Source organism: Streptomyces tyrfis (assembly GCF_037034285.1).
In the GTDB taxonomy this organism is placed as follows: Bacteria; Actinomycetota; Actinomycetes; order Streptomycetales; family Streptomycetaceae; genus Streptomyces.
In genome coordinates this window covers 82912-106061 of the sequence record NZ_JBAGJZ010000006.1, presented here as the reverse complement: position 1 = coordinate 106061, position 23150 = coordinate 82912, and the positions used below count along the sequence as shown (strand labels likewise).

General features: G+C 74.4%; 19 protein-coding genes. 16 read left to right on the top strand and 3 right to left on the bottom strand.

Annotation, left to right across the window (positions count from 1 at the left end; translation table 11 throughout):
- Positions 1-5: 5 nt before the first annotated feature.
- From WA762_RS06725 to WA762_RS06690, 8 genes are all read left to right on the top strand, one after another.
- On the top strand, positions 6-1235 hold the full coding sequence (locus WA762_RS06725; protein WP_335933743.1) for a beta-ketoacyl-[acyl-carrier-protein] synthase family protein: 1230 nt from the start codon (positions 6-8) through the stop codon (positions 1233-1235).
- The gene (locus WA762_RS06720) at positions 1229-1987 is read left to right on the top strand and encodes an SDR family oxidoreductase (protein ID WP_335933742.1); all 759 of its coding nucleotides are present in this window, start codon (positions 1229-1231) and stop codon (positions 1985-1987) included. Before WA762_RS06725 ends, WA762_RS06720 begins: the two co-directional genes overlap by 7 nt.
- Entirely contained in the window at positions 1980-2783 is an 804-nt protein-coding gene (gene fabI, locus WA762_RS06715; protein ID WP_335933740.1) for an enoyl-ACP reductase FabI, read from the top strand. Before WA762_RS06720 ends, fabI begins: the two co-directional genes overlap by 8 nt.
- A 29-nt stretch (positions 2784-2812) precedes the next feature.
- Positions 2813-3406, top strand: coding sequence for an isopentenyl-diphosphate Delta-isomerase (idi, locus tag WA762_RS06710; RefSeq protein WP_335933738.1), 594 nt, complete (start codon positions 2813-2815; stop codon positions 3404-3406).
- Positions 3407-4363 (top strand): hypothetical protein, encoded by a 957-nt coding sequence (locus WA762_RS06705; protein ID WP_335933736.1) that lies wholly within the window; start codon positions 3407-3409, stop codon positions 4361-4363.
- A complete protein-coding gene (locus WA762_RS06700; RefSeq protein WP_335933735.1) occupies positions 4360-6207 on the top strand; it encodes a thiamine pyrophosphate-binding protein in 1848 nt (615 codons plus the stop codon). Before WA762_RS06705 ends, WA762_RS06700 begins: the two co-directional genes overlap by 4 nt.
- Positions 6204-8018 (top strand): ABC transporter ATP-binding protein, encoded by a 1815-nt coding sequence (locus WA762_RS06695; RefSeq protein ID WP_335933734.1) that lies wholly within the window; start codon positions 6204-6206, stop codon positions 8016-8018. Before WA762_RS06700 ends, WA762_RS06695 begins: the two co-directional genes overlap by 4 nt.
- A 160-nt stretch (positions 8019-8178) precedes the next feature.
- On the top strand, positions 8179-10617 hold the full coding sequence (locus WA762_RS06690) for a penicillin acylase family protein (protein WP_335933733.1): 2439 nt from the start codon (positions 8179-8181) through the stop codon (positions 10615-10617).
- Positions 10618-10698: 81 nt separating this feature from the next.
- Here WA762_RS06690 and WA762_RS06685 read toward each other — a convergent pair whose 3' ends face one another.
- Positions 10699-11907 carry a DUF418 domain-containing protein gene (locus WA762_RS06685; protein ID WP_335933731.1) on the bottom strand — a complete coding sequence of 403 codons (1209 nt, stop codon included), beginning with the start codon at positions 11905-11907 and terminating at the stop codon, positions 10699-10701.
- Between the two features lie 169 nt (positions 11908-12076).
- Between WA762_RS06685 and WA762_RS06680 the strand changes: the two genes are divergently transcribed.
- Both WA762_RS06680 and WA762_RS06675 read left to right on the top strand, forming a co-directional pair.
- The gene (locus tag WA762_RS06680; protein ID WP_335933729.1) at positions 12077-13384 is read left to right on the top strand and encodes a sensor histidine kinase; all 1308 of its coding nucleotides are present in this window, start codon (positions 12077-12079) and stop codon (positions 13382-13384) included.
- Positions 13356-14015 (top strand): response regulator transcription factor, encoded by a 660-nt coding sequence (locus WA762_RS06675; protein ID WP_335933727.1) that lies wholly within the window; start codon positions 13356-13358, stop codon positions 14013-14015. The genes WA762_RS06680 and WA762_RS06675 overlap by 29 nt, the downstream gene beginning before the upstream one ends.
- Positions 14016-14090: 75 nt before the next feature.
- Here WA762_RS06675 and WA762_RS06670 read toward each other — a convergent pair whose 3' ends face one another.
- Positions 14091-15017, bottom strand: a complete 927-nt coding sequence (locus tag WA762_RS06670) for a cyclase family protein (RefSeq protein WP_335933725.1) — start codon at positions 15015-15017, stop codon at positions 14091-14093.
- 83 nt (positions 15018-15100) lie between these two features.
- Here WA762_RS06670 and WA762_RS06665 point away from each other — a divergent pair, with 83 nt between their 5' ends.
- From WA762_RS06665 to WA762_RS06655, 3 genes are all read left to right on the top strand, one after another.
- Positions 15101-16015 (top strand): SDR family oxidoreductase, encoded by a 915-nt coding sequence (locus tag WA762_RS06665; RefSeq protein ID WP_335933724.1) that lies wholly within the window; start codon positions 15101-15103, stop codon positions 16013-16015.
- Positions 16016-16192: 177 nt separating this feature from the next.
- Positions 16193-17440: an acyl-CoA dehydrogenase family protein gene (locus WA762_RS06660; RefSeq protein ID WP_335933722.1), complete on the top strand. Its 1248-nt coding sequence runs from the start codon at positions 16193-16195 to the stop codon at positions 17438-17440.
- On the top strand, positions 17437-18492 hold the full coding sequence (locus WA762_RS06655) for a Zn-dependent alcohol dehydrogenase (RefSeq protein WP_335933720.1): 1056 nt from the start codon (positions 17437-17439) through the stop codon (positions 18490-18492). The genes WA762_RS06660 and WA762_RS06655 overlap by 4 nt, the downstream gene beginning before the upstream one ends.
- Before the next feature lie 152 nt (positions 18493-18644).
- Here the strand turns inward: WA762_RS06655 and WA762_RS06650 are convergent, their stop codons facing one another.
- On the bottom strand, positions 18645-19634 hold the full coding sequence (locus WA762_RS06650; RefSeq protein WP_335933718.1) for a GlxA family transcriptional regulator: 990 nt from the start codon (positions 19632-19634) through the stop codon (positions 18645-18647).
- A gap of 106 nt (positions 19635-19740) precedes the next feature.
- Between WA762_RS06650 and WA762_RS06645 the strand changes: the two genes are divergently transcribed.
- From WA762_RS06645 to WA762_RS06635, 3 genes are all read left to right on the top strand, one after another.
- Complete coding sequence (locus WA762_RS06645) at positions 19741-20970, top strand: MFS transporter (RefSeq protein WP_335933885.1); 1230 nt, start codon at positions 19741-19743, stop codon at positions 20968-20970.
- Positions 20971-21129: 159 nt separating this feature from the next.
- Positions 21130-21579, top strand: a complete 450-nt coding sequence (locus tag WA762_RS06640; RefSeq protein WP_335933716.1) for a ribosomal maturation YjgA family protein — start codon at positions 21130-21132, stop codon at positions 21577-21579.
- Entirely contained in the window at positions 21573-23069 is a 1497-nt protein-coding gene (locus tag WA762_RS06635; protein ID WP_443080533.1) for an MFS transporter, read from the top strand. The genes WA762_RS06640 and WA762_RS06635 overlap by 7 nt, the downstream gene beginning before the upstream one ends.
- The last annotated feature ends 81 nt before the right edge of the window (positions 23070-23150 follow it).

The window sequence follows — 23150 nt, the reverse complement described above, 5'->3', positions numbered from 1 at the left end:
AGGCAATGGGTTCGTACGTGACGGGTCTCGGTGCGCTGACACCGCTGGGGAACTCGGTGTCCGAGACCTGGGACGGCATGGTGGAGGGCCGCAGCGGGATCACCTCCATCACGAGCTTCGACCCCGGTGACTGTTCCGTCACCATCGGCGGGGAGATACGCGGCTTCGAGCCCACGGACTACATGCCGCGCACCGAGGTGCGCCGGATGGACCCGTACGCGAGATACGCGGTCGCCGCCGCCCACCAGGCCCTCGAACAGGCCGGCGTCAAGCCGGGAATCTGCCCGCCGGAGCGCGTCTCGGTCCTCGCCGGATCGGGCTACGGCACCACCAAGCTGGACGCGGACGCGGTCCGGGTGTTCGACGCCAGGGGCGCGCGGGCGGTCCGCCCCCATCTGTCGGCGTACGCCGCGGTGGACATCGTGACCGCCTATCTGTCGATGGAGATCGGCGCCATGGGCGAGTCGTTCGCGGTGTCGGCCGCCTGCGCCTCGGGCACCGTCGTGATCGGCGAGGCCCACCGGATGATCGAGCGGGGCGACGCGGACATCGTCGTGGCGGTCGGCGCCGAGGACTCCATGAGCGGCAAGGACCTCGCGCTCACCGCGGCAACCCGGGCGCTCACCAGCACGTTCAACGACGATCCCACCGCCGCCAGCCGCCCCTTCGACCGGGCCAGGGACGGCTTCGTGCTCTCCTCGGGCGCCGGGGCGGTGGTGCTCGAATCGGCGGAGAGCGTGCGCCGGCGCGGCGTCACGCCACTGGCCGAGATCGTCGGCTACGGCGCCGCCAGCGACGCCCACCACATCACCGCGCCGCACCCCGAGGGGCTCGGCGCCCGGTTCGCCATGCGGCGGGCACTGGCCGCGGCGGGGGTGGCGGCCGACGCCGTCGACTACGTCAACGCGCACGGCACCAGCACCCAGCTCAACGACCGCACCGAGACCCTGGCCGTCCGGGCCGAACTCGGCGAGCGGGCCCGGCACATCCCGTTCAGCTCCACCAAGTCGACCACGGGGCACATGATCGGCGCTGCCGGAGCGGTCGAGCTGATCGCGTGCGTCAAGGCCCTGGAGACCGGCCTGACGCCGCCCACCATCAACTGCGACGACCCTGAGTTCCCGGAGATGAACCACGTCGCGCACACCGCGCAGGAGCACCCGCTGCGGGTGGTCATGTCCAACTCGTTCGGCTTCGGCGGACACAACGCGGTACTGGTGGTGAAGAAGTGCTGAACCCCGCGACGAACCCCGCGACGAACCCCCCGACGACCCCCGGGGCGGCCGGGCGGAAGGTGATCGTCACCGGCGGGACGCGCGGCATCGGGCGCGAGACCGTCGACCGGTTCGTCGCCATGGGCGACACGGTCGTCTCGCTCAGCGCCTCCGGGGCCCCCGTCGACAACGCGCTCTCGCTGGTCTGCGACGTCGCCGACCAGCAGGCGGTGGAGCGGGCGATGCGGGAGGCGGTCGGTGAGCTGGGCGGCCTCGACGTCCTGGTGGTGAACGCCGGGATCGTCCGCGACAACCTGATGGCCCGGATGACCGCCGAGGACTTCTCCGCCGTCATCCAGACCAACCTCATGGGCGGCTTCTACTCCGTCAGGGCGGGCATCCGCCCGCTCATCCGCTCCCGCCGGGGCCGGGTCATCTTCTGCTCCAGCACCGCCGCGCTGCTGGGCGGGGTCGGCCAGGGCAACTACGCGGCCAGCAAGTCCGGGCTGATCGGCCTGGCCCGCACGCTGGCCCGCGAACTCGCGCGCGGCAGCACCACGGTGAACGTCATCCTCCCCGGGCTGATCGACACCGACATGGGCCGGGACTTCCCCGAGAAGGTGCGCCAGGAGTTCATCGACTCCGTACCGCTGCGCCGGGCCGGGACGGTGGCCGAAGTCGCCTCCCTGATCACGTACCTGGCCAGCGACGAGGCCCGGTACATCACCGGGGCGGTCATTCCTGTCGACGGTGGGGTGAGCATGGGTGTCTGAGCACGAGGACGACACGACGACGGCGCCGGCGGGCGGCGCGGGCCTGCTGGCCGGGAAACGGCTGCTGGTCACGGGCATCCTCACGCCCAGCTCCATCGCCTACCACGTCGCCGAGCAGGCGCAGCGGGCCGGGGCCCGGGTCGTCGCCACCGCCTACGGGCGCGCGTCGCTGGTCAGACGGGTCTGCGCACGGCTGCCGGAACCCGTGCCGGTCGTCGAACTGGACGTCACCGACCCGGCGGACCTGGCCGGGCTGGCCGGGCGGGTGGCGGAGCACACGGACGGGCTGGACGGCGTCGTGCACTCGATCGCGCACGGCTCGCCCGCCTGCTTCGACGAGGACTTCGCCGCCGTGCCCTGGCCCGACGTGGCCCGTTCGCTGGAGGTCTCGGCGTACTCGCTGGCCTCGCTGACCCACGCCTGCCGCGACCTGCTCGCACCCGGCGCCTCGATCGTCGGGCTCGACTTCGACGGCCAGCGCGCCTGGGAGGGCTACAACTGGATGGGCGTGTCCAAGGCCGCCCTGGAGTCGGTCGCGCGCTACCTGGCCATGCAGTTGGGCCCCCGGGGAATCCGGGTGAACCTGGTCGCCGCCGGGCCCCTGCGGACGGTCGCGGCCACCTCCATACCCGGCTTCGACGCGACGCACTGGGCCGAGCACTCCCCGCTCGGCTGGGACGACCGGGACGCGGCCCCGGTGGCGCGGACCTGCTGCGCCGTCCTCTCCGACTGGATGCCGGTGACGTCCGGCTCGGTCGTCTGGGCGGACGGCGGCTACCACATCGCCGGCCCGTGACACCCGGCGGAACGACACGAGGAGCATCCATGCCCAGCTCAGCCACGCGCGGCCAGGCGGCCCGGGAGCGGCTGCGGGTCGAACTCGTCGACCCGTCCGGCCGGACCACCGGCAGCACGACCGTGCACGCGGCGCACACCCGCCCCGACGGGCTCCTGCACCGCGCGTTCTCCGTGATGCTCGTCAACGGCCGGGGCGAGGTGCTGCTCCAGCGCCGGGCCGCGGCCAAGCGCCGTTTCCCGGGGCTGTGGTCCAACACCTGCTGCGGGCACCCGGCGCCCGGCCAGCGCCCGGCGGACGCGGCGAGGGCCCGACTGCTGGAGGAACTCGGCGTCCGCGCGGGCGAGTTGCGGCCGGGCCGCCCGTTCGTCTACCGCGCCGAGGACCCGGCGTCGGAGTACGTCGAGCACGAGTACGACCACGTCCTGGTGGGCGACTACGACGGCGTCCCGCCGGCCGTCGACCCCGACGAGGCGTCCGAGGCCGTCTGGCGGCCCCTGGCGGAGGTCCTGCGGGAGCTCGACGGGCCGGGCGCGGCCTCCTTCACCCCGTGGTTCCGCCAGGTCGCGGAGCGGACGCGGGAGCTGTGGGAGACGCGGTCCCTGCCGGGGACGGGGCGCTAGATGCGGCGCGCGCTGCTCGGCGGGCTGCTCGCCCCCGACCGGGTGACGGCCCTGGACGTGCTCGTGCGCGGCACGTCCGAGAAGGCGGCCGGGCCCGCCTGGCTGACCCCGCGCACCTCGCCCGCCGCCGAGATCAAGGGCGCCAAGGTGTACCGCACGCTGGCCCCGGTGTTCCGCGCGCTGGGCTACGACGACGGCGACCGGGCCCTGGTCTCGCCGCTGTTCACCCATCTGTGGGCCGTGGTCTACGAGGCGGACTGGGCGTACGAGGCGCACCAGCGCTCCGGCGGGACGAGGCCCGGATCCTGGTGGCCGGAGCACCTGCGGGCGTTCCTGGGCTCCCTGGAACTGCTCGACGGGACCGTCGAGCGCCATCTGACCGGCCTGGAGGAGTACTTCGAGCTGGAGACCCGGCTCCTCGCGGCCGGCGACTCCTTCGACGAGGACGAGCTGGCCCGCGCGGTCCGGCTGCGGTGCTCCGACATCCGGGCCTTCCTCGCGGTCGCCGCGGCCCTCACGGGCCGGCCGTGGGCGCGGGAGCTGAGCGGGCTGCTCGGGCCGATGATGTCGTTCGTCGACCTGGAGGACGACCTGCGGAGCGTCGAACAGGACGCCGCCGAGGGCTCGTTCAACACCTACGGCCTCGCCGTGCGGCGCTGGGGCGAGGCCGAGGCCCGGCGCCGGCTGGACAGCACGGGCGGCGAGCTGCTGCACGAGACGGCTCGGTCGCTGTCCCGGGCGGCCCCGCGCACCCTCCGGGCGATGTGGGTGCTCCTGGGGCGGCCCGCCTCGGACGCCGACGCCCGCCGGCTGGGCCTGGCGGCGCTGCGTCCCCACCGCGCCCTCCTCACCGGTCTGCGGCACAAGCTGCTCGACGGGACCCCCGGTCCGTTCGAGCCCTACTGGCGGCTCTTCGACACCTCTGGCGGCGACACATGCAACACACGCACCCCATGAACGAGCGGCGACCCGACGGGACCCCGGCGGCCCCCGGGCCGGCCGCGTCCGAGCCGGCGGTCTCCGGGGCGGCGGTCCCCGAGCCGGCCCCGGTCTCGTCGGGCCCGGTCCCGGCCTCCCCGGTCAGGACCTTCCCGGGCCCCTGGGACCTGGTGGCCGGATTCCTGGCCCGCCGGGGCGTGGACACCGTGTTCGGCCTGCCCGGCGACGACGTGCTCGCCGTGGCGGCCTTCGAGGGCGCGGGCATCCGCCTGGTGTGGTGCCGCGACCAGCGGGCGGCGGTGCACATGGCGTCCGGGTACGCCCTGACGTCCGGCCGCACGGGCGTGTGCGTGGTGGGCAAGGGGCCCGCCGTCGCCCAGGCCGTCGGTGGCCTGCTGGAGGCGGCCACCGGCTGCGGCCCGGTGCTGCTGCTGGCCGGCGGCACCGCGCTGGAGGCCGACGGCGCCCGCGCCTTCCAGGACGCGCCGCAGCTCGCGCTCGCCGCCCCGGTGACCAAGTGGGCCGCCCGGGTCACCCACCCCGACCGGCTGCTGCCCGCGCTGCGCAGGGCGGCGGCGCTGGTCGCCGAGGCCCCCCGGGGCCCGGTCTTCCTGGAGATCCCCGACGGGTTCCTGGAGCGGCCGGTCACCGTTCCCGAGGCCCTGCTGGACGCCGGTCCGCCGGAGCCCGCCCGGTACGCGGAGCCGGAGCTCCCGGCCGAGGTCGCCGCGGCGCGGCGACCCGTGGTCGTGGCCGGCGGCGGCATGCGCGGGGCGGCCGTCCGCGGGGTGGCCGAGCGGCTCGCCGAGGCACTGGGCGCGGCGCTGCTGGTGACCGCCAGCGGGCGCGGCACGGTGGCCGAGTCCCACCCGCTGTACTGCGGGCTCGCCGGCCTGTACGCGCTGCCGCCGGTGCGGGAGCTGCTCGCCGACTGCGATGTCGTGGTGACCCTGGGGTCCCGGCTGGAGGAGACCGCCGTCGAGGGCCTGCCCCGGGATGTGACGGTATGTCAGGTCAATGTGGCGGCCGGGGAGTTCTCCTACGACTGGGCCGGTCCCCTGGTCCTGGGCGAGGCGGCGGCCACCGCCGGCCGGTGGGCCGCCGACCTGGCCGGCCGGGCGCCCGACGCGGCCTGGACCACCCGGATCACCGGGGCCCGCCGCCGCCTGCGGGCCTGGGCCGAGCGGCCCGCCCACCCGGAACTCCCCGCCGACCGGGTGCGGGTGAAGTCCGCCGTGCGGGAACTCTCCCGCGCCCTCCCGCCGCGCGGCGTGGTCGTGCACGAGAACGGGCTGATGGACATCTGGTCGTATCTGTACCCGGTGCTCGCGCTGCCCGACGGGACCCGCTGCCTCGTGCCCTCCGAGCAGACCACCCTCGGCTACGGAGCCGCCGCGGCCGCCGGGGCCAAGCTGGCGGCGCCGGACGCGCAGGTCGTCGCGATCGTCGGCGACGGCGCGTTCGACTTCCTCCGCGTCGAACTGCCCACCCTGGTACGGGAACGGGTCGGCGTGACGTACGTCGTCCTGGACAACGGCGGCTACGGCTGGCTGCAGCGCATGGTGGAGAACCTCGGCGGGCCGCCGCACCTGTTCACGGCCGGCGCCCCGGTGCGGCACGACCTCGGGGACGGCGTCACCACCTGGGTGGTGTCCGGGCCGGACGGCATGACGGAGGCGGTCGCGGCGGCCCTGGCGGCGGCCCGGGAGGGCCGGGTCGCGGTGGTGCGCGTGCTGTGCGCCGCGGACGACTGGCCGCCGGTCGCCGGCGCCGCCTCCGAACCGGAGATACGCGCCAGCCTGCGGGAGACGGCCGCCCCGGACCGGGACGCGGACGGCGCCGGCCCCGGAGAGCACCGGTGAGGAAGACGGAGCCCGGCGCGGGGCTGCGCACCCTGTGGCGACTGGCCTGGGACCGCGACAACGGGCGCCGGCGCCTGGTCGTCCTCGGCTGCGTCGCCTCCCTGCTCGCGCCCGTGGTCCCGCTGGTCCAGCCGCTGATCGTGCGGGACATCGTCTCCGGCGCCGAGCAGCAGCGCGCCCTGCTCGCCCCGGTGCTCCTGCTCGCCGCGGTCACCGTCGGCGAGGCGCTGCTCACCGGCGCCCAGGTCTACCTGCTCAAACGGCTCGCCGAGGGCGTCGTCGTGGACACCCGGCTGGCCCTCGTCCGGCGGCTGCTGCGGCTTCCGATCGCCGAGTACGACCGGCGCAGGACCGGCGACCTGATCTCCCGGCTCAGCACCGACACCTCGCTGCTGCGCTCGGTGATCAGCAACGGCGTCTTCGACGTCGTCTCCGCCGTGCTGCTCGGCGTCGGCTCGGTCGCCGTCCTCGCCCTGCTCGACCCGCTGCTGCTGGCCATCACCCTGGCCTCGGTGTCGTTCGCGGCCGTCGCCCTGTGGGCCCTGATGGCCTCGCTGCGCGGGATCAGCCGGACGGCGCAGGAACACGTCGGGCGGATGACCGCCGAGTTCGAGCGCGCGCTCCAGGGGGTCCGCACCATCCGGGTGTTCGACGCCACGGACCGGGAGTACGAGCGGGTCGCGCGCCGGGCCGAGGCCGCCTACGAGACGGGCCTGCGGCTGTCGCGGCGCGAGGCCGTCGTGCAGCCGGCCGTCACCACCGCCATCCAGATCGCCATCTTCATGGTCCTCCTCGTCGGCGGCTACCGGGTCTCCGCCGGCACCATGGCCCTGGGCGACCTGGTCGCCTTCCTGCTCTACCTCTTCAGCGTCGTCCTCCCGCTCAACCAGGCGTCCCGCGCGATCACCACGGTCCAGGTCGGCCTGGCCGCGGTCGACCGCGCGGCGGAGGTGCTGAGCATCCCCACGGAACGGGAGGCCGCGGGGCGGACGCCCGCCGCGGCGGCGCCGTGCCCGCCGGACCCGCGGCGGTTCGTCGAGTTCGACGGCGTCGGCTTCCGGTACCCGGAGGGGCCGGCCGTCCTGGACGGCGTCGGCTTCGCGGTGCCCCGGGGCTCGTGGACCGCCCTCGTCGGCCCGTCCGGCGGCGGTAAGTCCACGGTCCTGGCGCTGCTGGCGCGCTTCTACGACCACGACGCCGGCACGATCCGGGTCGACGGGCGGGACATCCGCGACCTGCCGCACGAGGCGCTGCGCGCCCGCCTGTCCATGGTCGAGCAGGACGCCCCGGTGTTCGCCGGCTCGCTGCGCGAGAACCTGCGGCTGGGGGCGCCGGACGCCACCGACGACGATCTGCGCGCCGCGCTGAAGGACGTCGAACTGGGCGGGCTGCTCGACCACCCGGACGGCCTGGACCGCGACCTCGGCGACGCGGGCGTGGTGCTGTCCGGCGGCCAGCGGCAGCGCCTGGCCTGGGCCCGGGCCCTGCTCCACGACCACGAACTGCTGCTGCTCGACGAGCCGACGTCGAGCCTCGACGCGGAGACCGAGTCGAGGCTCCAGCGGCTGCTGCGCACCCGCCGGGCCGACCGCACCACGATCATGGTCGCCCACCGCCTGGCGCCCCTCGTCGACTGCGACCGGATCGTCGTGCTCGACGGCGGGACGGTGACGGCGGCCGGCACGCACGCCTCGCTGCTGCGCGACAGCCCGCTCTACCGCACGCTCGCCGCCCACCAGGGCCTCGTCGGCGGCGGCACCGGCCCGGCCCCGCCGGGCCCCCTGACCACCACCGGCACACGGACCGTGTGAGGACACGGCACAGGCCGTGCCCCCCCGCCCCGCCCCGCCGTCCGCCGGACGGCGCCGGGGAGGAGGACACGGCCCGGCACCACAGGAAACACGCACGGGACCGCGCCCGCCCCGCAGCACCTCACGGGGGCGGGCGCGGTCCGCATGAAATGGGGGAACGATGAGACGGAACACATGGCGGCGCCGACTGGTCCGCACCGCGGCCCTGGCGACCGCGTGGGCGCTCGCGACGGGCGTCACACCGCCCGCCTCGGCGGCCGGACGTTCCGGCGGACCGTCGGCGACGATCCGGTACACCGAGTACGGGATCCCGCACATCAAGGCGGACGACTTCACCGGGCTCGGCCTGGGCCTCGGCTACGCCTCCGCGAAGGACAACATCTGCCTGCTCGCGGACACGTACCTCACGGTGGGCGCCCGGCGCTCGCTGTACCGGGGACCCGACGGACCGGTCAACGCCTACGGGCCCGCGAGCTCGAACCTGAACAGCGACCTCTACTACCAGCAGGTCAACGACTCCCGGGTGGTCGAGGACGCCCTGGCCCGGCCGGCCCCGGCCGGCCCCCGCGCCGAGGTCCGGGAGCTCGTGCGCGGCTATGTCGCCGGCTACAACCGCTACCTGGCCGAGACCGGCCCGGACGGCGTCACCGACCCCGCCTGCCGGGGAGCCGACTGGCTGCGGCCGATCGCCGAGATCGACGTGTACCGCCAGTTCCACGCGCTGAGCACCTCCGGCGGCGCGGGCCGGGTGATGGACGCGATCGTCTCCGCCCGGCCGCCGGCGCCCGGCGCCCGCACCGGGCGGAGCGCCGCGCCGAAGGACCCGGGCGCTGCCGCCGCGGCCGTGACCGCGGCGCTGCGCGACACGGGAGGCCTGGGCAGCAACGCCTTCGCGGCGGGATCCGAGCAGACCGGCGACGGCCGCGGACTGCTGCTGAACAACCCGCACTTCCCGTGGACGGGCGCCCAACGGCTGTGGGAGGCCCAGCTGACGGTGCCGGGCCGGATGAACGTGTCCGGCGCGGCCCCGCTGGGCGTGCCCCTGATCCGCTCCGGCCACACCCGGGGCGTCGCCTGGAGCCACACCGTCTCCGCCGCCGTCCCGCTGAGCCTCTACGAGCTGAAGCCGGTCCCGGGCGACCCGACGAGCTACCTCGTCGACGGCGCGCCGGAGCCGATGACCCGGCGCGAGGTCGCCGTCCAGGTGCGCGAGGCGGGCGGGACCGTGAAGACCGTGACCCGGACCCTGTGGTCCACCCGGTACGGCCCGGTGCTGGGCAACGCGTTCGGGCTGCCCACCGGCTGGACCGCGGACCTGGCGTACGCGCTTCGGGACGCCAACGAGGGCAACCTCCGCGGCCTGAACACCTGGTTCGACCTCAATACCGCGCAGAGCACCGACGACGTGCGGAACGCCCTCGTCCGCACCCAGGGCATGCCCTGGGTCAACACGGTGGCCGCGGACAAGGCCGGCCGCACCCTGTTCTCGGGCGTCCACGTCGTCCCGCACATCACCGACGCCCTGGCCCGCAGCTGCAACACTCCCCTCGGCTCGGCCATCTACCCCGGCACCGGACTCGCCGTGCTCGACGGGTCCAGGACCGCGTGCGCCTGGGGCAGCAGCGCCGACGCGGTGGTCCCGGGGCTGCTGGGCCCGTCGAGCCTGCCCGTGCTGCGCCGCACCGACTACGTCGCGAACTCCAACGACAGCGCCTGGCTGACCAACCCGCGCCAACCGCTGACCGGTTACCCGCGCATCGCCGGCAGCATCGGCACGGAACGCACCCTGCGCACCCGGATGACCCTCACCGCCCTGGAGGAGCGGATCGCGGGCGCCGACGGGCTGCCCGGGCGCGGCTTCACCCTCGACACCATGCGGGACCTGCTCTTCGCCGACCGCAGCGCCGTCGCGGAGCTGGCGGCCGCCGACACCGCGCGGATGTGCGCCGCCCTGCCCGACGGCAAGGCGCCCACGTCCGGGGGCGGCCAGGTCGACGCCCGGCCCGCCTGCGCGGCGCTGACCGGATGGGACGGGCGGTACCGCGTCGACAGCCGCGGGGCGCTGCTGTTCACCCGGTTCTGGACCAGGCTCCAGGGGAACGGCGCCCCGCCGTGGCGCACCCCCTTCGACCCGGCCGACCCGGTCCGCACCCCGCGCGACCTGGACACCGCGGACCCGGCCGTGGCCACGGCCCTCGGCGACGCCGTGGCGGAACTGGCCCGGCTCGGCATCGCCCCGGACGCCCCGCTGGGCGAGCACCAGTACGTGGTGCGCGGCGGCACGAGGATCCCCACCCACGGCGGCCCGGCGGCCCTGGGCCTGATCAACGTGCAGAACCACGTCTGGGACCCGGCCAAGGGGTACGGCGAGGTCGACTACGGCCCCAGCTTCGTCCAGATCGTCTCGTTCAACGACGGCGACTGCCCGGACACCGCGCGGCTGCTGGCCCCCTCGCAGTCGGGTGACCCCACCTCGCCCCACTACGCCGACCAGACCGGCCTGTACGCCGAGGCGCGGATGACCGAGGGCAGGTTCTGCGAGAGCGAGATAGCGGCCTCCCCGCAACTGCGCACGGTCGAGCTGCGCCCCGGCTCCTGACCGCCGGCGGCGGGACCCGTGCCCGCGCACGGGTCCCGCCGCCCCGCCGCCCCGCCGCCCCGCCGCCCCGCCGCCCCGCCGTCAGGACCGGCCCAGGCGTTGCGGCGCCAGATACGCCCAGTTCCAGACCAGCTCCACCGGTCCCCGGCTGAACCTCCGCAGCCACAGCGACGACAGCACCAGGAACGAGGCGACGATCGCGGCCCACGCCAGCACCGGCCACCACGGCCGCGCCCAGTCGAGCTCCCCGGCGAGGCCCAGCCCCCAGCCGTAGCAGACCGCGGAGGCGGCCAGGTTCTGGAACACGTAGCAGGACAGGGCGCACCGCCCAACCGCCGTCAACCCCCGCCGCAGCAGGCCGTGTTCGCCGGTCGCCCGGTGCGCCAGCGTGGTGACGAGACCCAGCAGCCCCAGGGCCACCAGCGGCGGCATCAGATACCGGTCCACCACGAACCAGCCCGGGCCCGCGAAGGCGGTGAGCAGGTTCAGCGGGGCCCCGACGCCCAGCCCGATCACCATCAGACGGTTGCGCAGCCGCGCCCCGCGCTCGTCCTTCTCGAACACCCCGGCCCGCAGCAGACGGGAGCCGAGGAGGAACAGCACGATGCCCATCGGGATCACGAAGAACGCCTCGATGCGGTACAGGATGAACCGGTTCAGCCGCAGCGCCACCTGCTCCGCGTAGCCGCCCGTCTCATAGATCTCCGCGCGCCCGAGCGTGCCGCCGGCGCCGGTGCCCGTGGCGACCATCGCCCAGGTGAGGGCGGCCACCAGCGCGAGATGCAGCGCCCCCATCGCGAACATCCAGGCGCGCACGCAGCGTTCGCTGCGCCCGACGAGATGGACGACGACCAGCGAGGTGAAGGCGTAGCCGATGAGGGCGTCGAACTCGAAGACGAGCATGAAGTGCAGCACGCCCTCGACGAACAGCAGGGCCGTCCGCCACAGGTACCAGCCGGGCCAGGGCTTCCCCCGGCGCCGCGCCGACTGGTACTGCAGCTCCAGCCCCACGCCGAACAGGATGGTGAGCAGGGCCAGGAACTTGCCGTTCGACACATAGCGGAGCGCGACCTCGACGGCGCCGCGCGCGGAGTCCGCCTCGGGCAGGTGGAAGAAGAGGCTGGGCGGGCCCAGCGGGTTGGTGAAGAGCCAGATGTTCGTGCCGAGCGTGCCGACGATCGCGACGCCGCGCAGGATGTCCAGGACCTCGATGCGCCGCCCCGCCGCGGACGGGGGCGGGGCCGTTCCGGTGGGCGGGGGGACCGTGCCGGAGGTGTCGGTGGAGTTCATGGCCGACAGCGTCGCCGGGCGCGGGACCTGGTGTCTTCGTCGACTGGTAGGGCTCCGCGTCATCACTTCGGGGAGGCGCACGGTCGTATGCTCCGACGTTCGTAGGAGATGCGTTTCGGGCACCCGGTTCCGGCCCGGACGCCCCCGATCGTTGTGATTTCATGACCGCGTGACAGTTCTCGGCGCCTTACGGACCAGGGTCTCCCGCTTCGAGCGGAAGGACGTCCTGCCCGCCGCCGGTCTGTTCGTGCTGGGCGCGGCCCTCTACGGCGCCGGCTGGTACCCGTTCTTCCGGGACGTGCACACGTTCGCGCTCTGGAACGTGCCCCTCGGCTGGCGGCTGGTCCCGCTCACCGGCGCCTGCGCCGCCGTGCTGGTCCGCAGGCGCCTGCCGATGTCCGCGCTCGTCGCCGGGCTGTTCTTCAGCGCGATCGACGTGCTGATGGGTTTCAGCATCTCCATGCTGATGGTGCTGTCGGAACTGCTCTACAGCGCCACCCTGCACGCCTCCCGGTACGCCAGCCGGATGCTCGTGCGCACCGTCATCGCGCTGATGGTGGTGATCACGTCGGCCCTGCTGTCGGTGGTGCGCGACTGGCAGGTCATCGTGCTGCTGGTCATGCTGATGCTCACCATCATGTTCGTCCCGGTCTGGTGGGCGATGACGGTACGTCAGGAGCGCGAGGCCGCCGAGGCGGAGCGGGCGCGGGCGGAGCAGCAGGCCACCATCGCCGAGCTCGACCGCCGCACGGCCGTGGCGGAGGAGCGGGCCCGGATGGCGAGGGAACTGCACGACGTGATCGCCGGGCACCTGTCCGCCATCGCCATCCAGTCGGACGCCGTGGGGGCGATGAGCGACGACCGGGCGGCCGTCGACGAGGTGCTCCGCACCATCCGGAAGAACAGCGTGGACGCGCTCCGCGAGATGCGCGCCATGATCGAGCTGCTCCGCGGCCAGAACTCCGAGGGACAGCAGGTCTCCTACACCGCCCCCGCCCGCCTGGCCGAACTGGACGTCCTGCTCGACTCGGCGCGCGCCGCCGGACTGGACGTCACCATGACCGCCGGGGCCGCCGGGGCCGCCGGGAGCTCCGGGGCCGCCGGGATCGCCGGGGCGGAGGGCGACCCGTCGGACGGCTCGCTGCGCGGACTGCCCGCCTCCGTCGATCTCGCCGCCTACCGGATCGTGCAGGAGGCGCTGACCAACGCCGCCAAACACGCCACCGGGGCGCGCACCTGGGTCACCGTGCGCCCCGAGGGCGGCGACCTGCATGTGGAGATCGTCAACGAACTGGCCGGGAACGAGCTGTCCGCCCTGCCCGGCGCCGGCATCGGCCTGCTCAACATGCGCGAGCGCGCGGCGGCGATCGGGGGAACGATTTCAGCAGAGCCGGTCGGCGATCGCTGGCGGGTGCACGCCGTACTCCCGCTGGGAGGAGAGAGGGAGCATGAGCATGAGGGTTCTGGTCGCCGATGACCACGCGGCGGTGCGGTCGGGTCTGGTGCTCATCCTGGACCGGGCCGAGGACATCGAGGTGGTCGGCGAGGCCACCGACGGCAACAGCGCGGTCCGGATGGCGCGGCAGCTGAGGCCCGACGTGGTGCTGATGGACATCCGCATGCCCGGCGGCGGCATCGAGGCCACGCGCATCCTCGTCGAGGAGGGCGTCTGCCAGGTGCTGATCCTGACCACCTTCGACCTCGACGAGTACGTCTACGCCGCCCTGCGGGCCGGGGCCGCGGGCTTCCTGATCAAGTCCGTGGAGGCCCTGCAACTCGTGGAGGCGGTACGGCTGGTGGCGCAGGGCGACGGCGTGCTCGCGCCACAGGTCACCCGCCGGGTGATCTCGAAGTTCGCCGGTTCAGCCGCGCCCGTCCAGCCCCGGCCCAAGGGGCTGGAGCAGCTCACCGACCGCGAGCGGGACGTGTTCGAGTGCCTGGGCGAGGGCCTGTCGAACCAGCAGATCGCCCGCCGGCTGTACATCAGCGAGACGACCGTGAAGTCCCACGTCTCCCACATCCTGGCCAAGCTGGGGCTGCGCTCCCGGGTGCAGGCAGCGATCCTCGTCCAGGAGCGCGGCCTCGGAGGCGACCAGCCGGCGCAGTAGCCGGCCGCCCGCGCAGTAGCCGACTGTCCGCCCGGCCCCGTCGTCCGCCCGGCCCCGTCGTCCGCCGTGTCCCGCTCAGAGCACGGCGACCGGGGCGACCGGGGTGCCGGTGGCGCCGACGAACGGCTCGGGCATGGCCGACAGCAGGAAGGCGTACCGCCGCTCCTCCGCACAGGCTGTGGACAGCGCCTCCAGGTTCCAGTTCTGGCCCTGGAGCATGCCCATCTCGACCAGGTCCAGCGCGTGCACCCCCAGCCACAGGTCCTCGATCTCGGGCGGGAAGATCTCGAACGTCAGGGTGTCGTTCGCGACCGCCGCCACGTCGCGTGCCCGGAACCACTCGGGCGTGCGGATCGACAGGCCGGGCGACGGATAGGCGTACGCCTGCCGGTCGCCGCCGAGGTAGACCCGCATCTGCCCCGTCCGTACGAGCACGACGTCGCCGGAACGGACCCGGACCCCGGCGAGGTCCTCCGCCGCGTCCAGGTCCTCGGGGGTGACGGCGTGGTCGCCGGGCAGCCGGTCCACCCCCCGCGCGCGGGCCACGTCGAGGAGGACCCCGCGCGAGACGAGCGGCGGCACGGTGCCGATCCCGCTGAACCGCGCGCCCTCGTGCGCGGTGATCGTGCCGGCCGGGCGGCCGTTGTAGATCCGCCCCGAGTGCGAGACATGGGTGAGGGCGTCCCAGTGGGTGGCCGTCTGGAGGCTCAGCACCGCCGAGTCGTCGCTGGTGGCGACCGTGCCGGGGCCGAAGAGCTCCTGGTTGATCTGGACCATGGTGTGCAGCGGGTTGATCCTGCCCGGGACCAGACCGGACTGCACCCCGTCCTGCTGGAGGGGGAGCGCGAGCGGGACGCGCAGCCCGGAGCGGACCGTGGCGGCGGCGTCCCGTACGACGGAGCCGTCGATCAGGTTGAGCGTGCCGATCTCGTCGTCCGCTCCCCAACGGCCCCAGTTGTTCACGCGCTCGGCGATCTCATGGAACTCGTCCGGCAGTGACACGGGGCCTCCCGGGGGTTGTGTTCGCGGACCTGATGGCCCATAAAATCTAACGGTCCGTCAGAAACCGCGGGAAGGGGCCGGGCATGGGGAACTTCTTGGCAGGCAAGGTGGTGGCCGTGACGGGTGCCGGGCGCGGCATCGGCCGGGCGGTCGCGCTGGCGGCGGCGGCCGAGGGCGCCCGGGTCGTGGTCAACGACTACGGCGTCTCCGTCGACGGCGGCGCACCGAGCAGCGAGGTCGCCGAGGCCGTCGTCAAGGAGATCGAGGCGGCGGGCGGGCAGGCGGTGGCCGTCGCGGACGACATCTCCACGATGGCGGGCGGGCAGCGGATCGTGGACACGGCGCTGGCGCGCTACGGGCGGATCGACGGGGTGGTGTGCGTGGCCGGCATCCTGCGCGAGCGGATGCTGTTCAACATGTCCGAGGAGGAGTGGGACCCGGTGGTCGCCACCCACCTCAAGGGCACCTTCACCGTCTTCCGCGCCGCGTCGGCGGTGATGCGCAAGCAGGACGGCGGCGGCACGCTCATCGGCTTCACCAGCGGCAACCACCAGGGCAGCGTCGCCCAGGCCAACTACAGCGCCGCGAAGGGCGGCATCATCTCGCTGGTGCGCAGCGCTGCCCTCGGCCTGCACAAGTACGGCGTCACGGCGAACGCCGTCGCCCCGGTCGCCCGCACCCGGATGTCCGCCAACGTGCCCATGGAGCTGAAGGAGATCGGGGAGCCGGAGGACGTGGCGGCGCTCGTCGTCTATCTGCTCAGCGACCGGGCCCGCAAGGAGCGGATCACCGGCCAGGTGTACACGGTCGCCGGGCCGAAGATCGCGGTCTGGGCCCAGCCGAGGGAGCTGCGCGCGGGATACGCGGACGGGCCGTGGACCCCGGAGCGGATCGCGGACTTCCTGCCGGGGACGGTCGGCACCGACCCGATGCCGATGCTGGAACGGCTGGAGGAGATGGCCGCCGCGGCCGCCGCGAAGGCCCGGCCCAACGCCTGACGGCCCGGCCCAACGCCTGACGGCCCGGCCCAGTGCCTGACCGCTCGGTCCGCCGCCTGACGGCCCGGCCCAGTGCCTGACGGCCCGGTCCGACGCCCGGCCGCGGCGCGCGGCGCCGGGCGGGCCTCCCCGGCTCCGTGCCCGTACCCATACCCGTATCCGTACGCAGGAGGCGACGTGGACTTCACCCTGGGCCCCGAGGACGACGCCTTCCGCGAGGAGGCCCGGACCTGGCTCGAAGCGCATCTCGTGGGCCCGTACGCGGCGGCGGCCGGAACCGGTGGCCCGGGCAGCGAGCACGAGGGCGCCGAGGTCCGCCGCGCCTGGGAGCGCGAGCTCGGACGCGGCGGCTGGATCGGCCTCGGCTGGCCGGACGACGGCGACGGCGGCCCCGTACGCGGCGCACCCGGTGACCTCGCCCCCACCCCCCGCACCGGCTACGGCAACCGCCGGGCCACCCTCGTCCAGCAGGTCGTCTGGGCCGAGGAGTACGCCCGCGTCGCCGCCCCCGCCCGGGTCGGCCACATCGGCGAGAACCTCCTCGCCCCGACCCTGATCGCGCACGGCACCCCGGAGCAGCGCCGTCGCTTCCTGCCTCCCATCGCCCGCGGCGAGGAGCTGTGGTGCCAGGGCTACAGCGAACCGGACGCCGGGTCCGACCTCGCCGCCGTGCGGACGGCCGCCGTGCCCGACCGGAGCACGGGCGGCCACCGGGTGACCGGCCAGAAGATCTGGACGTCATCGGCGCGGGAGGCCGACTGGTGCTTCGTGCTGGCCCGCACCGAGCCCGGCTCCCGCCGTCACCACGGCCTGTCGTTCCTGCTGGTGCCGATGGACCAGCCGGGCCGGATCGAGGTGCGGCCGATCCGGCAGATGTCGGGGACCAGCGAGTTCAACGAGGTCTTCTTCGACGGGGCGCACGCCGAGGAGTGCGTCGGCGGCGAGGGCGGCGGCTGGGCGGTCGCCATGGGGCTGCTGGCCCTGGAACGCGGCGTCTCCACCCTCGTCCAGCAGATCGGCTTCGCCGCCGAGCTCGACCGGGTGGTCCGGGCCGCCGTCGCCGGCGGCGCGGACGGCGACCCGGTGCTGCGGGAGCGTCTCGTGCGGCAGTGGGCGGAGCTGAAGGTCATGCGCTGGAACGCCCTGCGTACCCTCGGATCCGCCGGCGACCCCGGCGCGCCCAGCGTGGCGAAGCTGCTCTGGGGCGGCTGGCACCAGCGCCTGGGCGAACTGGCCGTGCGGGTCAGGGGCGCGGCCGGGGCCGTCGGCCCGTACGACTGGACGCCGGACGCCCCGTACGAACTCGACGAGGCGCAGCGGCTGTTCCTGTTCACCCGGTCCGACACCGTCTACGGCGGCTCGGACGAGATCCAGCGGAACATCATCGCCGAGCGGGTGCTCGGCCTACCGAGGGAGACGGGATGAGAGGCGTCGTCTTCGACGACGGCCGGACCGAGGTCGTCGACGATCTGGAGATACGCGACCCGGGGCCCGGCGAGGTGCTGGTGGAGGTGGCCGCGGCCGGACTGTGCCACAGCGACCTGTCGGTGATCGACGGGACGATCCCGTTTCCTTCGCCGGTGGTTCTCGGGCACGAAGGCGCCGGGGTGGTGGCGGCGGTCGGCGCGGGCGTCGGCCATGTGGCGCCCGGCGACCACGTGGCGCTGTCCACGCTGGCCAACTGCGGTACGTGCGCGCAGTGCGACCGGGGCCGGCCGACGATGTGCCGCAAGGCGATCGGGATGCCGGGGCGGCCCTTCTCCCGGCGCGGGAGGCGGCTGTACCAGTTCGCCTCCAACTCGGCCTTCGCGGAACGGACGTTGGTCAAGGCCGTGCAGGCGGTGAAGATCCCGGCCGAACTGCCGCTCACCTCGGCGGCCCTGATCGGCTGCGGGGTGCTGACCGGGGTCGGGGCCGTGCTCAACCGGGCGAAGGTGGACCGGGGCGACACGGTGGTCGTCATCGGCGCCGGCGGCATCGGGCTCAACGTGATCCAGGGGGCCCGGATCGCGGGCGCCCTGACCATCGTCGCCGTCGACGCCAACCCGGCGAAGGAGGCGGTGGCCCGGCGGTTCGGCGCCACCCACTTCCTGACCTCGGCCTCCGCCGACGCCGTACGGGAGATCCTGCCGCACGGCGCCGACCACGCCTTCGAATGCGTGGGCCGCACGGAGCTGATCCGCACCGCGATCGACCTGCTGGACCGGCACGGCCAGGCGGTCCTGCTGGGCGTCCCCGCGGCGACGGCGGAGGCGTCGTTCCTGGTCTCGTCGATGTACCTGGACAAGTCGATCCTGGGCTGCCGCTACGGCTCCTCGCGCCCGCAGCGGGACATCGCGCTCTACGCGGAGCTGTACCGGGAGGGCAGGCTGCTGCTGGACGAACTCGTCACCGAGACCTACCCGGTGGAGGACTTCGCCAAGGCGGCGGACGACGCCCACCACGGCCGGGTGGCCCGGGGGGTCCTGGTCTTCTGACCGGGCCTCGCGCGCCCCGGCCCACCGGTCGCGCGCGCCCCGGCCCACCTGTTCGCGCACGCCCCGGCCCACCTGTTCGCGCGGGGTCCGGCGCGCCCCGGACCCGCCGGTCGCGTGCCCCGGCCCACCGGTCGCGCGCGCCCCGCGCCCCGTCAGTCGCGCGCGGCCCGGGCCCGGAACGTGCGCCGGTACGCCGTGGGGGAGACCCCCAGCGCCGCCTGGAGGTGCTGCCGCAGCGAGGTCGCCGTGCCGAAGCCCGCGTCCCGCGCCACCTGGTCGATCGACAGATCGGTCGACTCCAGCAACTGCCGTGCCCGCTCCACGCGTTGACGGGTCAGCCACTGCACCGGGCTGATCCCGACCTCCTCCCGGAACCGGCGGGTGAACGTCCGTACGCTCATCGACTCCTGCCGGGCCATGTCGCGCAGCTGGATCGGGTGCTCCAGCCGGCCGAGCGCCCAGGCGCGGGCGGTAGTGGTGGTCGCCAGCCGCGCCTCCGGAACGGGCCGTTGGATGTACTGCGCCTGCCCGCCGTCCCGGTGCGGCGGTACGACGGTGCGGCGGGCGACGTCGTTGGCGACCGCGGTGCCGTGGTCGCGGCGCACGATGTGCAGGCAGAGGTCGATCCCGGCGGCCACCCCGGCGGAGGTCAGGACGTCCCCGTCGTCGATGAACAGCACGTCCGGGTCGACCCGCACCTTCGGGAACAGCCGCTGGAAGTGGTCGGCCGACGACCAGTGCGTGGTGGCCGGCCGCCCGTCCAGGTAGCCGGCCGCCGCCAGCACGTAGCTGCCGGTGCAGATCGAGACCATCCGGGTGCCGGGCCTGACGCGGGCGAACGCGGCGGCCAGCTCGCCGGTGAGCCTGCCCTCCGTGTACACCGGCCCCAGTTCGTAGCTGGCCGGGATCACCACCGTGTCGGCGGTGGCCAGGGCTTCGGGGCCGCGCTCGACGGTGATGGTGAAGTCGGCGTCGGTGCGGACCGGGCCCGGCGGACGGACGGAACAGGTCACGACTTCATAGAGCTTGCGCCCCTTGTTGAGCGGCTCGGATCCGAGCGAGCGGCCGAAAATCCTCTGAGGGATGCCGAGTTCGAAGGGAAGCAGCCCGTCGAGGGCCAGGACGACGACTCGGTGCAGCATGAACGGACTCCCTTCGACCCTAGCTGGTATAGACCACAAGCTGATACATGTCACTCCTGTGAAGGAAAAGTCAGCAGAGCAGCAGCGCATTCCCGCCGCCGGGCACATGGGCGCGAGCGACGGTCCCGGGGGCGGCGAGGGGCCCGCCGGGCTATGGAACCGGAACTTCCGACTGTTCTTCGTCGCCCGCACCGCCGCGCTCTTCGGCGACGGCATGATCCCCGTGGCGCTCACCGCCGGTCTGCTGGGCGCCGGCCGGCCGCACTCCTCGGTGGGGTACGCGCTGGCCGCGTGGATGGGCCCGCTCGCGCTCTTCGTGCTCTTCGGCGGCGTGCTGGCGGATCGTTTCACCCCGCGCCGGATGATGGTCTTCGCGGACGCGCTGCGCCTGGTCGGCGCCTCGGTGCTGGCGGTCTCCTTCGCCACCGGCAACCCGCCCCTGTGGGCGGTGTACGCGCTCAGCGCGGTGGCCGGCGTCGGGGCCGCGCTGTTCCAGCCGGGGGTCGCGTCGACGGTGCCCCGGGTCGCCGCCGACGTGCAACGCGCCAACGCGGTGCTGCGGGTCTCCGAGGCCCTGATGACCATGGCGGGCCCGGCCTTCGCGGGGCTGCTCGTCGGACTGGCCGACGCCGGCGCGGTCTACACGGCGAACGCGGCCACCTTCCTGGTCTCCGGGATCTGCCTGTTCCTGCTGCGGCTTGCCCCGGCCCCCGCCGACGACGTGCGGCGCGGCACCATGTTCTCCGAACTCGTCGACGGCTGGCGCGAGTTCCGGGCCCGCAGCTGGCTGTGGGGCGTGATCGCGATCTGGACGGTGTACGGCTTCACGGTGCTCGGCCCGATGCTGCCGCTCACCGCCGTCCAGGTCACCGAGGCGCACGGCTCGGGGACGTACGGCGTGATGATGGCGGTGAACGGCGCGGGCAGCGTCGTCGGCGGGCTGCTCGCCCTGCGCCTGAGACCGCGCCGCCCGCTCGCCGCCGGAGCCGTCGCGCTGACCGCCGTCTGCGTGAACCTGGTGGTGCTGGGACTGGGCCTGTCGGTGGCCGCGCTGGGGGCGGGGCAGTTCGTGGCGGGCGCCGCGTTCGCGTTCTGGCTGGTGATGTGGTCGACGACGGTCCAGACCCATGTGCCGCCGGAGGCCCTGAACCGCCTGCACGCGTACGACGTGGCGGGCTCGCTGCTGATGCTGTCGGCGGGCCGCGCCCTGGCCGGCCCGGTCGCGGACCGGCTGGGCGCCCCGGAGGTGCTGCTGGCCGGGGCGGTGATCAACATGGCGGTGGTCGCGGTCCTGCTGCTGGCCCGCCCCATCCGCCGCCTGGAACGCATCGGCTGAGCAGAAGCCCGGGAACGACACGGGGACGACAGTGCCGCGAACGGCAACGACAACAACACCGACGGCGACAACAACACCGACGGCGACAACAACACCGACGGCGACAACAACACCGACGGCGACAACGACAACGACGGCGACGGCAACCGCGGAGCGAACATGACGGTGTCACGGACGAAGGCGGCGGGAGCGGCGTTGCTGACCGTCGCCGCCGGACTCGGGATCAGGGCGGTGGCCGACGGCGACATCGCCAAGTACGCCGGTGACGCGCTCTACACCGTGCTGGTCTGCGCCCTGGTCCTCGTGGCCGCGCCCCGCACCCGGCCGCTCGCCATGGCCGGAACCGGGCTGGCGCTGAGCTGGGCGGTCGAGCTGCTGCAACTGACCGGCCTGCCCGCCGACCTCTCCCGGCACAGCACGGTGGCACGGCTGGTGCTCGGCTCCACCTTCAACGCGCCCGACCTGCTCTGGTACGCGGTCGGCGCCGGGATCGCCTGGGCCGCGACGGCTCCGGCCGCCCGGAGCGGAGCACGGCCGGAGCGTGGCCCGATTCCTGCGAACGATGTCCCTCCGGCCAGTGGTCCGGCCCCTGACCGCCCCCGATGCTGACGGACGTGACCCAGACGACCGACAGCACCGCCGAGACCCGTGGCGACGGCCGGGAACCCGCCCCCACGACCCCCGCCCCCACGACCCCCGCCCCCACGGCCGCAGAGCCCGCGGCCGCCGAGCCCACGACCCCCGACCCCACGCCCCCCGGGCCCCCAGGGCCCCCGTCCACGCCCCGGCCCGGCACCGGCCGCGCCGACGGCCCCGCCGCCCGACTGGACGCCCGCCGCGCCCTCCGCGTCCACCGCGCCTGGATCGTCGCCGCCGTCACCTTCGTGACGATCATCGGCGGAGCCGCGTTCAACTCCCTCCCCGGCCTGCTCATCGACCCCCTCCACACGGAGTTCGGCTGGTCGCGCGGCGAGATCGGGCTCGCCGTCTCCATCGACATGGCGCTCTACGGCCTCACCGCCCCGTTCGCCGCCGCCCTGATGGACCGCTTCGGCATCCGCAGGGTGGTCGTCGCCGCACTCGCCGCGGTGGCGGCCGGGGCCCTGGCCAGCGTCTGGATGACCGCCTCCTGGCAGCTGATGATCTACTGGGGTCTGCTCGTCGGCCTCGGCACCGGCTCCATGGCGCTGGCGTTCTCCGCGACGGTCACCAACCGCTGGTTCGTCGCCCGGCGCGGCCTGGTCACCGGCATACTCACCGCGGCCGGCGCCTCCGGCCAGCTGGTCTTCCTGCCGCTGTGCGCCTGGATCGTCGCCGAACACGGCTGGCGTCCCGCCTCGGTGACCGTGGCGCTCGCCGCCCTGGTCGTCGTCCCGTTCGTCTGGCTGCTGCTGCACGACCACCCGGCCGACGCGGGCCTCGCCCCGTACGGCGGTGCGTACACACCCAAGCCCGCGCCCACGCGCGGGGCGGCGCGGCGCACCGTGCGCGTGCTGTTCGACGCGGCCCGCACCGGCCCGTTCTGGCTGCTCGCCGGCACGTTCGCGATCTGCGGGGCCTCGACCAACGGACTGATCCGCACCCACTTCGTGCCCTCGGCCCACGACCACGGCATGCCCATCACCGCCGCGGCCTCGCTGCTCGCCGTCATCGGGGTCTTCGACGTCATCGGCACGGTGTTCTCCGGCTGGCTCACCGACCGCTTCGACGCCCGCCGCCTCCTCGCCGTCTACTACGCGCTGCGCGGCGTCTCGCTGCTCTTCCTGCCGATGCTGCTGGCGCCCGCGGTGCACCCGCCGATGATCCTCTTCATCGTCTTCTACGGCTTGGACTGGGTCGCCACCGTGCCCCCGACGCTCGCCCTGTGCCGCGAGCAGTACGGCGACGACAGCGCCATCGTCTTCGGCTGGGTCCTCGCCTCCCACCAGGTGGGCGCGGCGCTGGTGGCGTTCCTGGGCGGCGTGGCGCGCGACGTGTTCGGCTCGTACGACGTGGTCTGGTACGCGTCCGGCGCGCTCTGCGCCACCGCGGCGCTGATGGCCCTGGTCATCCGCCGCCCCCGCGACGGGCGGGCCCCCGGCGAACCGATCCCCGCCTGAACCGGTCCCCGGCCGAACCGGTCCCCGGCCGAACCGCCCTCCCCCCCCGCGTACGCCATGGCGGGCCCGCCGCTCCTTCCG

Excerpts from the sequence above, each read along its gene's own strand:
- WA762_RS06725 (WP_335933743.1), top strand. The coding sequence starts at position 6 with ATGGGTTCGTACGTGACGGGTCTCGGTGCGCTGACACCGCTGGGGAAC.
- idi (WP_335933738.1), top strand. The coding sequence starts at position 2,813 with ATGCCCAGCTCAGCCACGCGCGGCCAGGCGGCCCGGGAGCGGCTGCGG.
- WA762_RS06705 (WP_335933736.1), top strand. The coding sequence starts at position 3,407 with ATGCGGCGCGCGCTGCTCGGCGGGCTGCTCGCCCCCGACCGGGTGACG.
- WA762_RS06700 (WP_335933735.1), top strand. The coding sequence starts at position 4,360 with ATGAACGAGCGGCGACCCGACGGGACCCCGGCGGCCCCCGGGCCGGCC.
- WA762_RS06690 (WP_335933733.1), top strand. The coding sequence starts at position 8,179 with ATGAGACGGAACACATGGCGGCGCCGACTGGTCCGCACCGCGGCCCTG.
- WA762_RS06685 (WP_335933731.1), bottom strand. The coding sequence starts at position 11,907 with ATGAACTCCACCGACACCTCCGGCACGGTCCCCCCGCCCACCGGAACG.
- WA762_RS06675 (WP_335933727.1), top strand. The coding sequence starts at position 13,356 with ATGAGCATGAGGGTTCTGGTCGCCGATGACCACGCGGCGGTGCGGTCG.
- WA762_RS06665 (WP_335933724.1), top strand. The coding sequence starts at position 15,101 with ATGGGGAACTTCTTGGCAGGCAAGGTGGTGGCCGTGACGGGTGCCGGG.
- WA762_RS06655 (WP_335933720.1), top strand. The coding sequence starts at position 17,437 with ATGAGAGGCGTCGTCTTCGACGACGGCCGGACCGAGGTCGTCGACGAT.
- WA762_RS06650 (WP_335933718.1), bottom strand. The coding sequence starts at position 19,634 with ATGCTGCACCGAGTCGTCGTCCTGGCCCTCGACGGGCTGCTTCCCTTC.
- WA762_RS06645 (WP_335933885.1), top strand. The coding sequence starts at position 19,741 with ATGGGCGCGAGCGACGGTCCCGGGGGCGGCGAGGGGCCCGCCGGGCTA.
- WA762_RS06640 (WP_335933716.1), top strand. The coding sequence starts at position 21,130 with ATGACGGTGTCACGGACGAAGGCGGCGGGAGCGGCGTTGCTGACCGTC.
- WA762_RS06635 (WP_443080533.1), top strand. The coding sequence starts at position 21,573 with ATGCTGACGGACGTGACCCAGACGACCGACAGCACCGCCGAGACCCGT.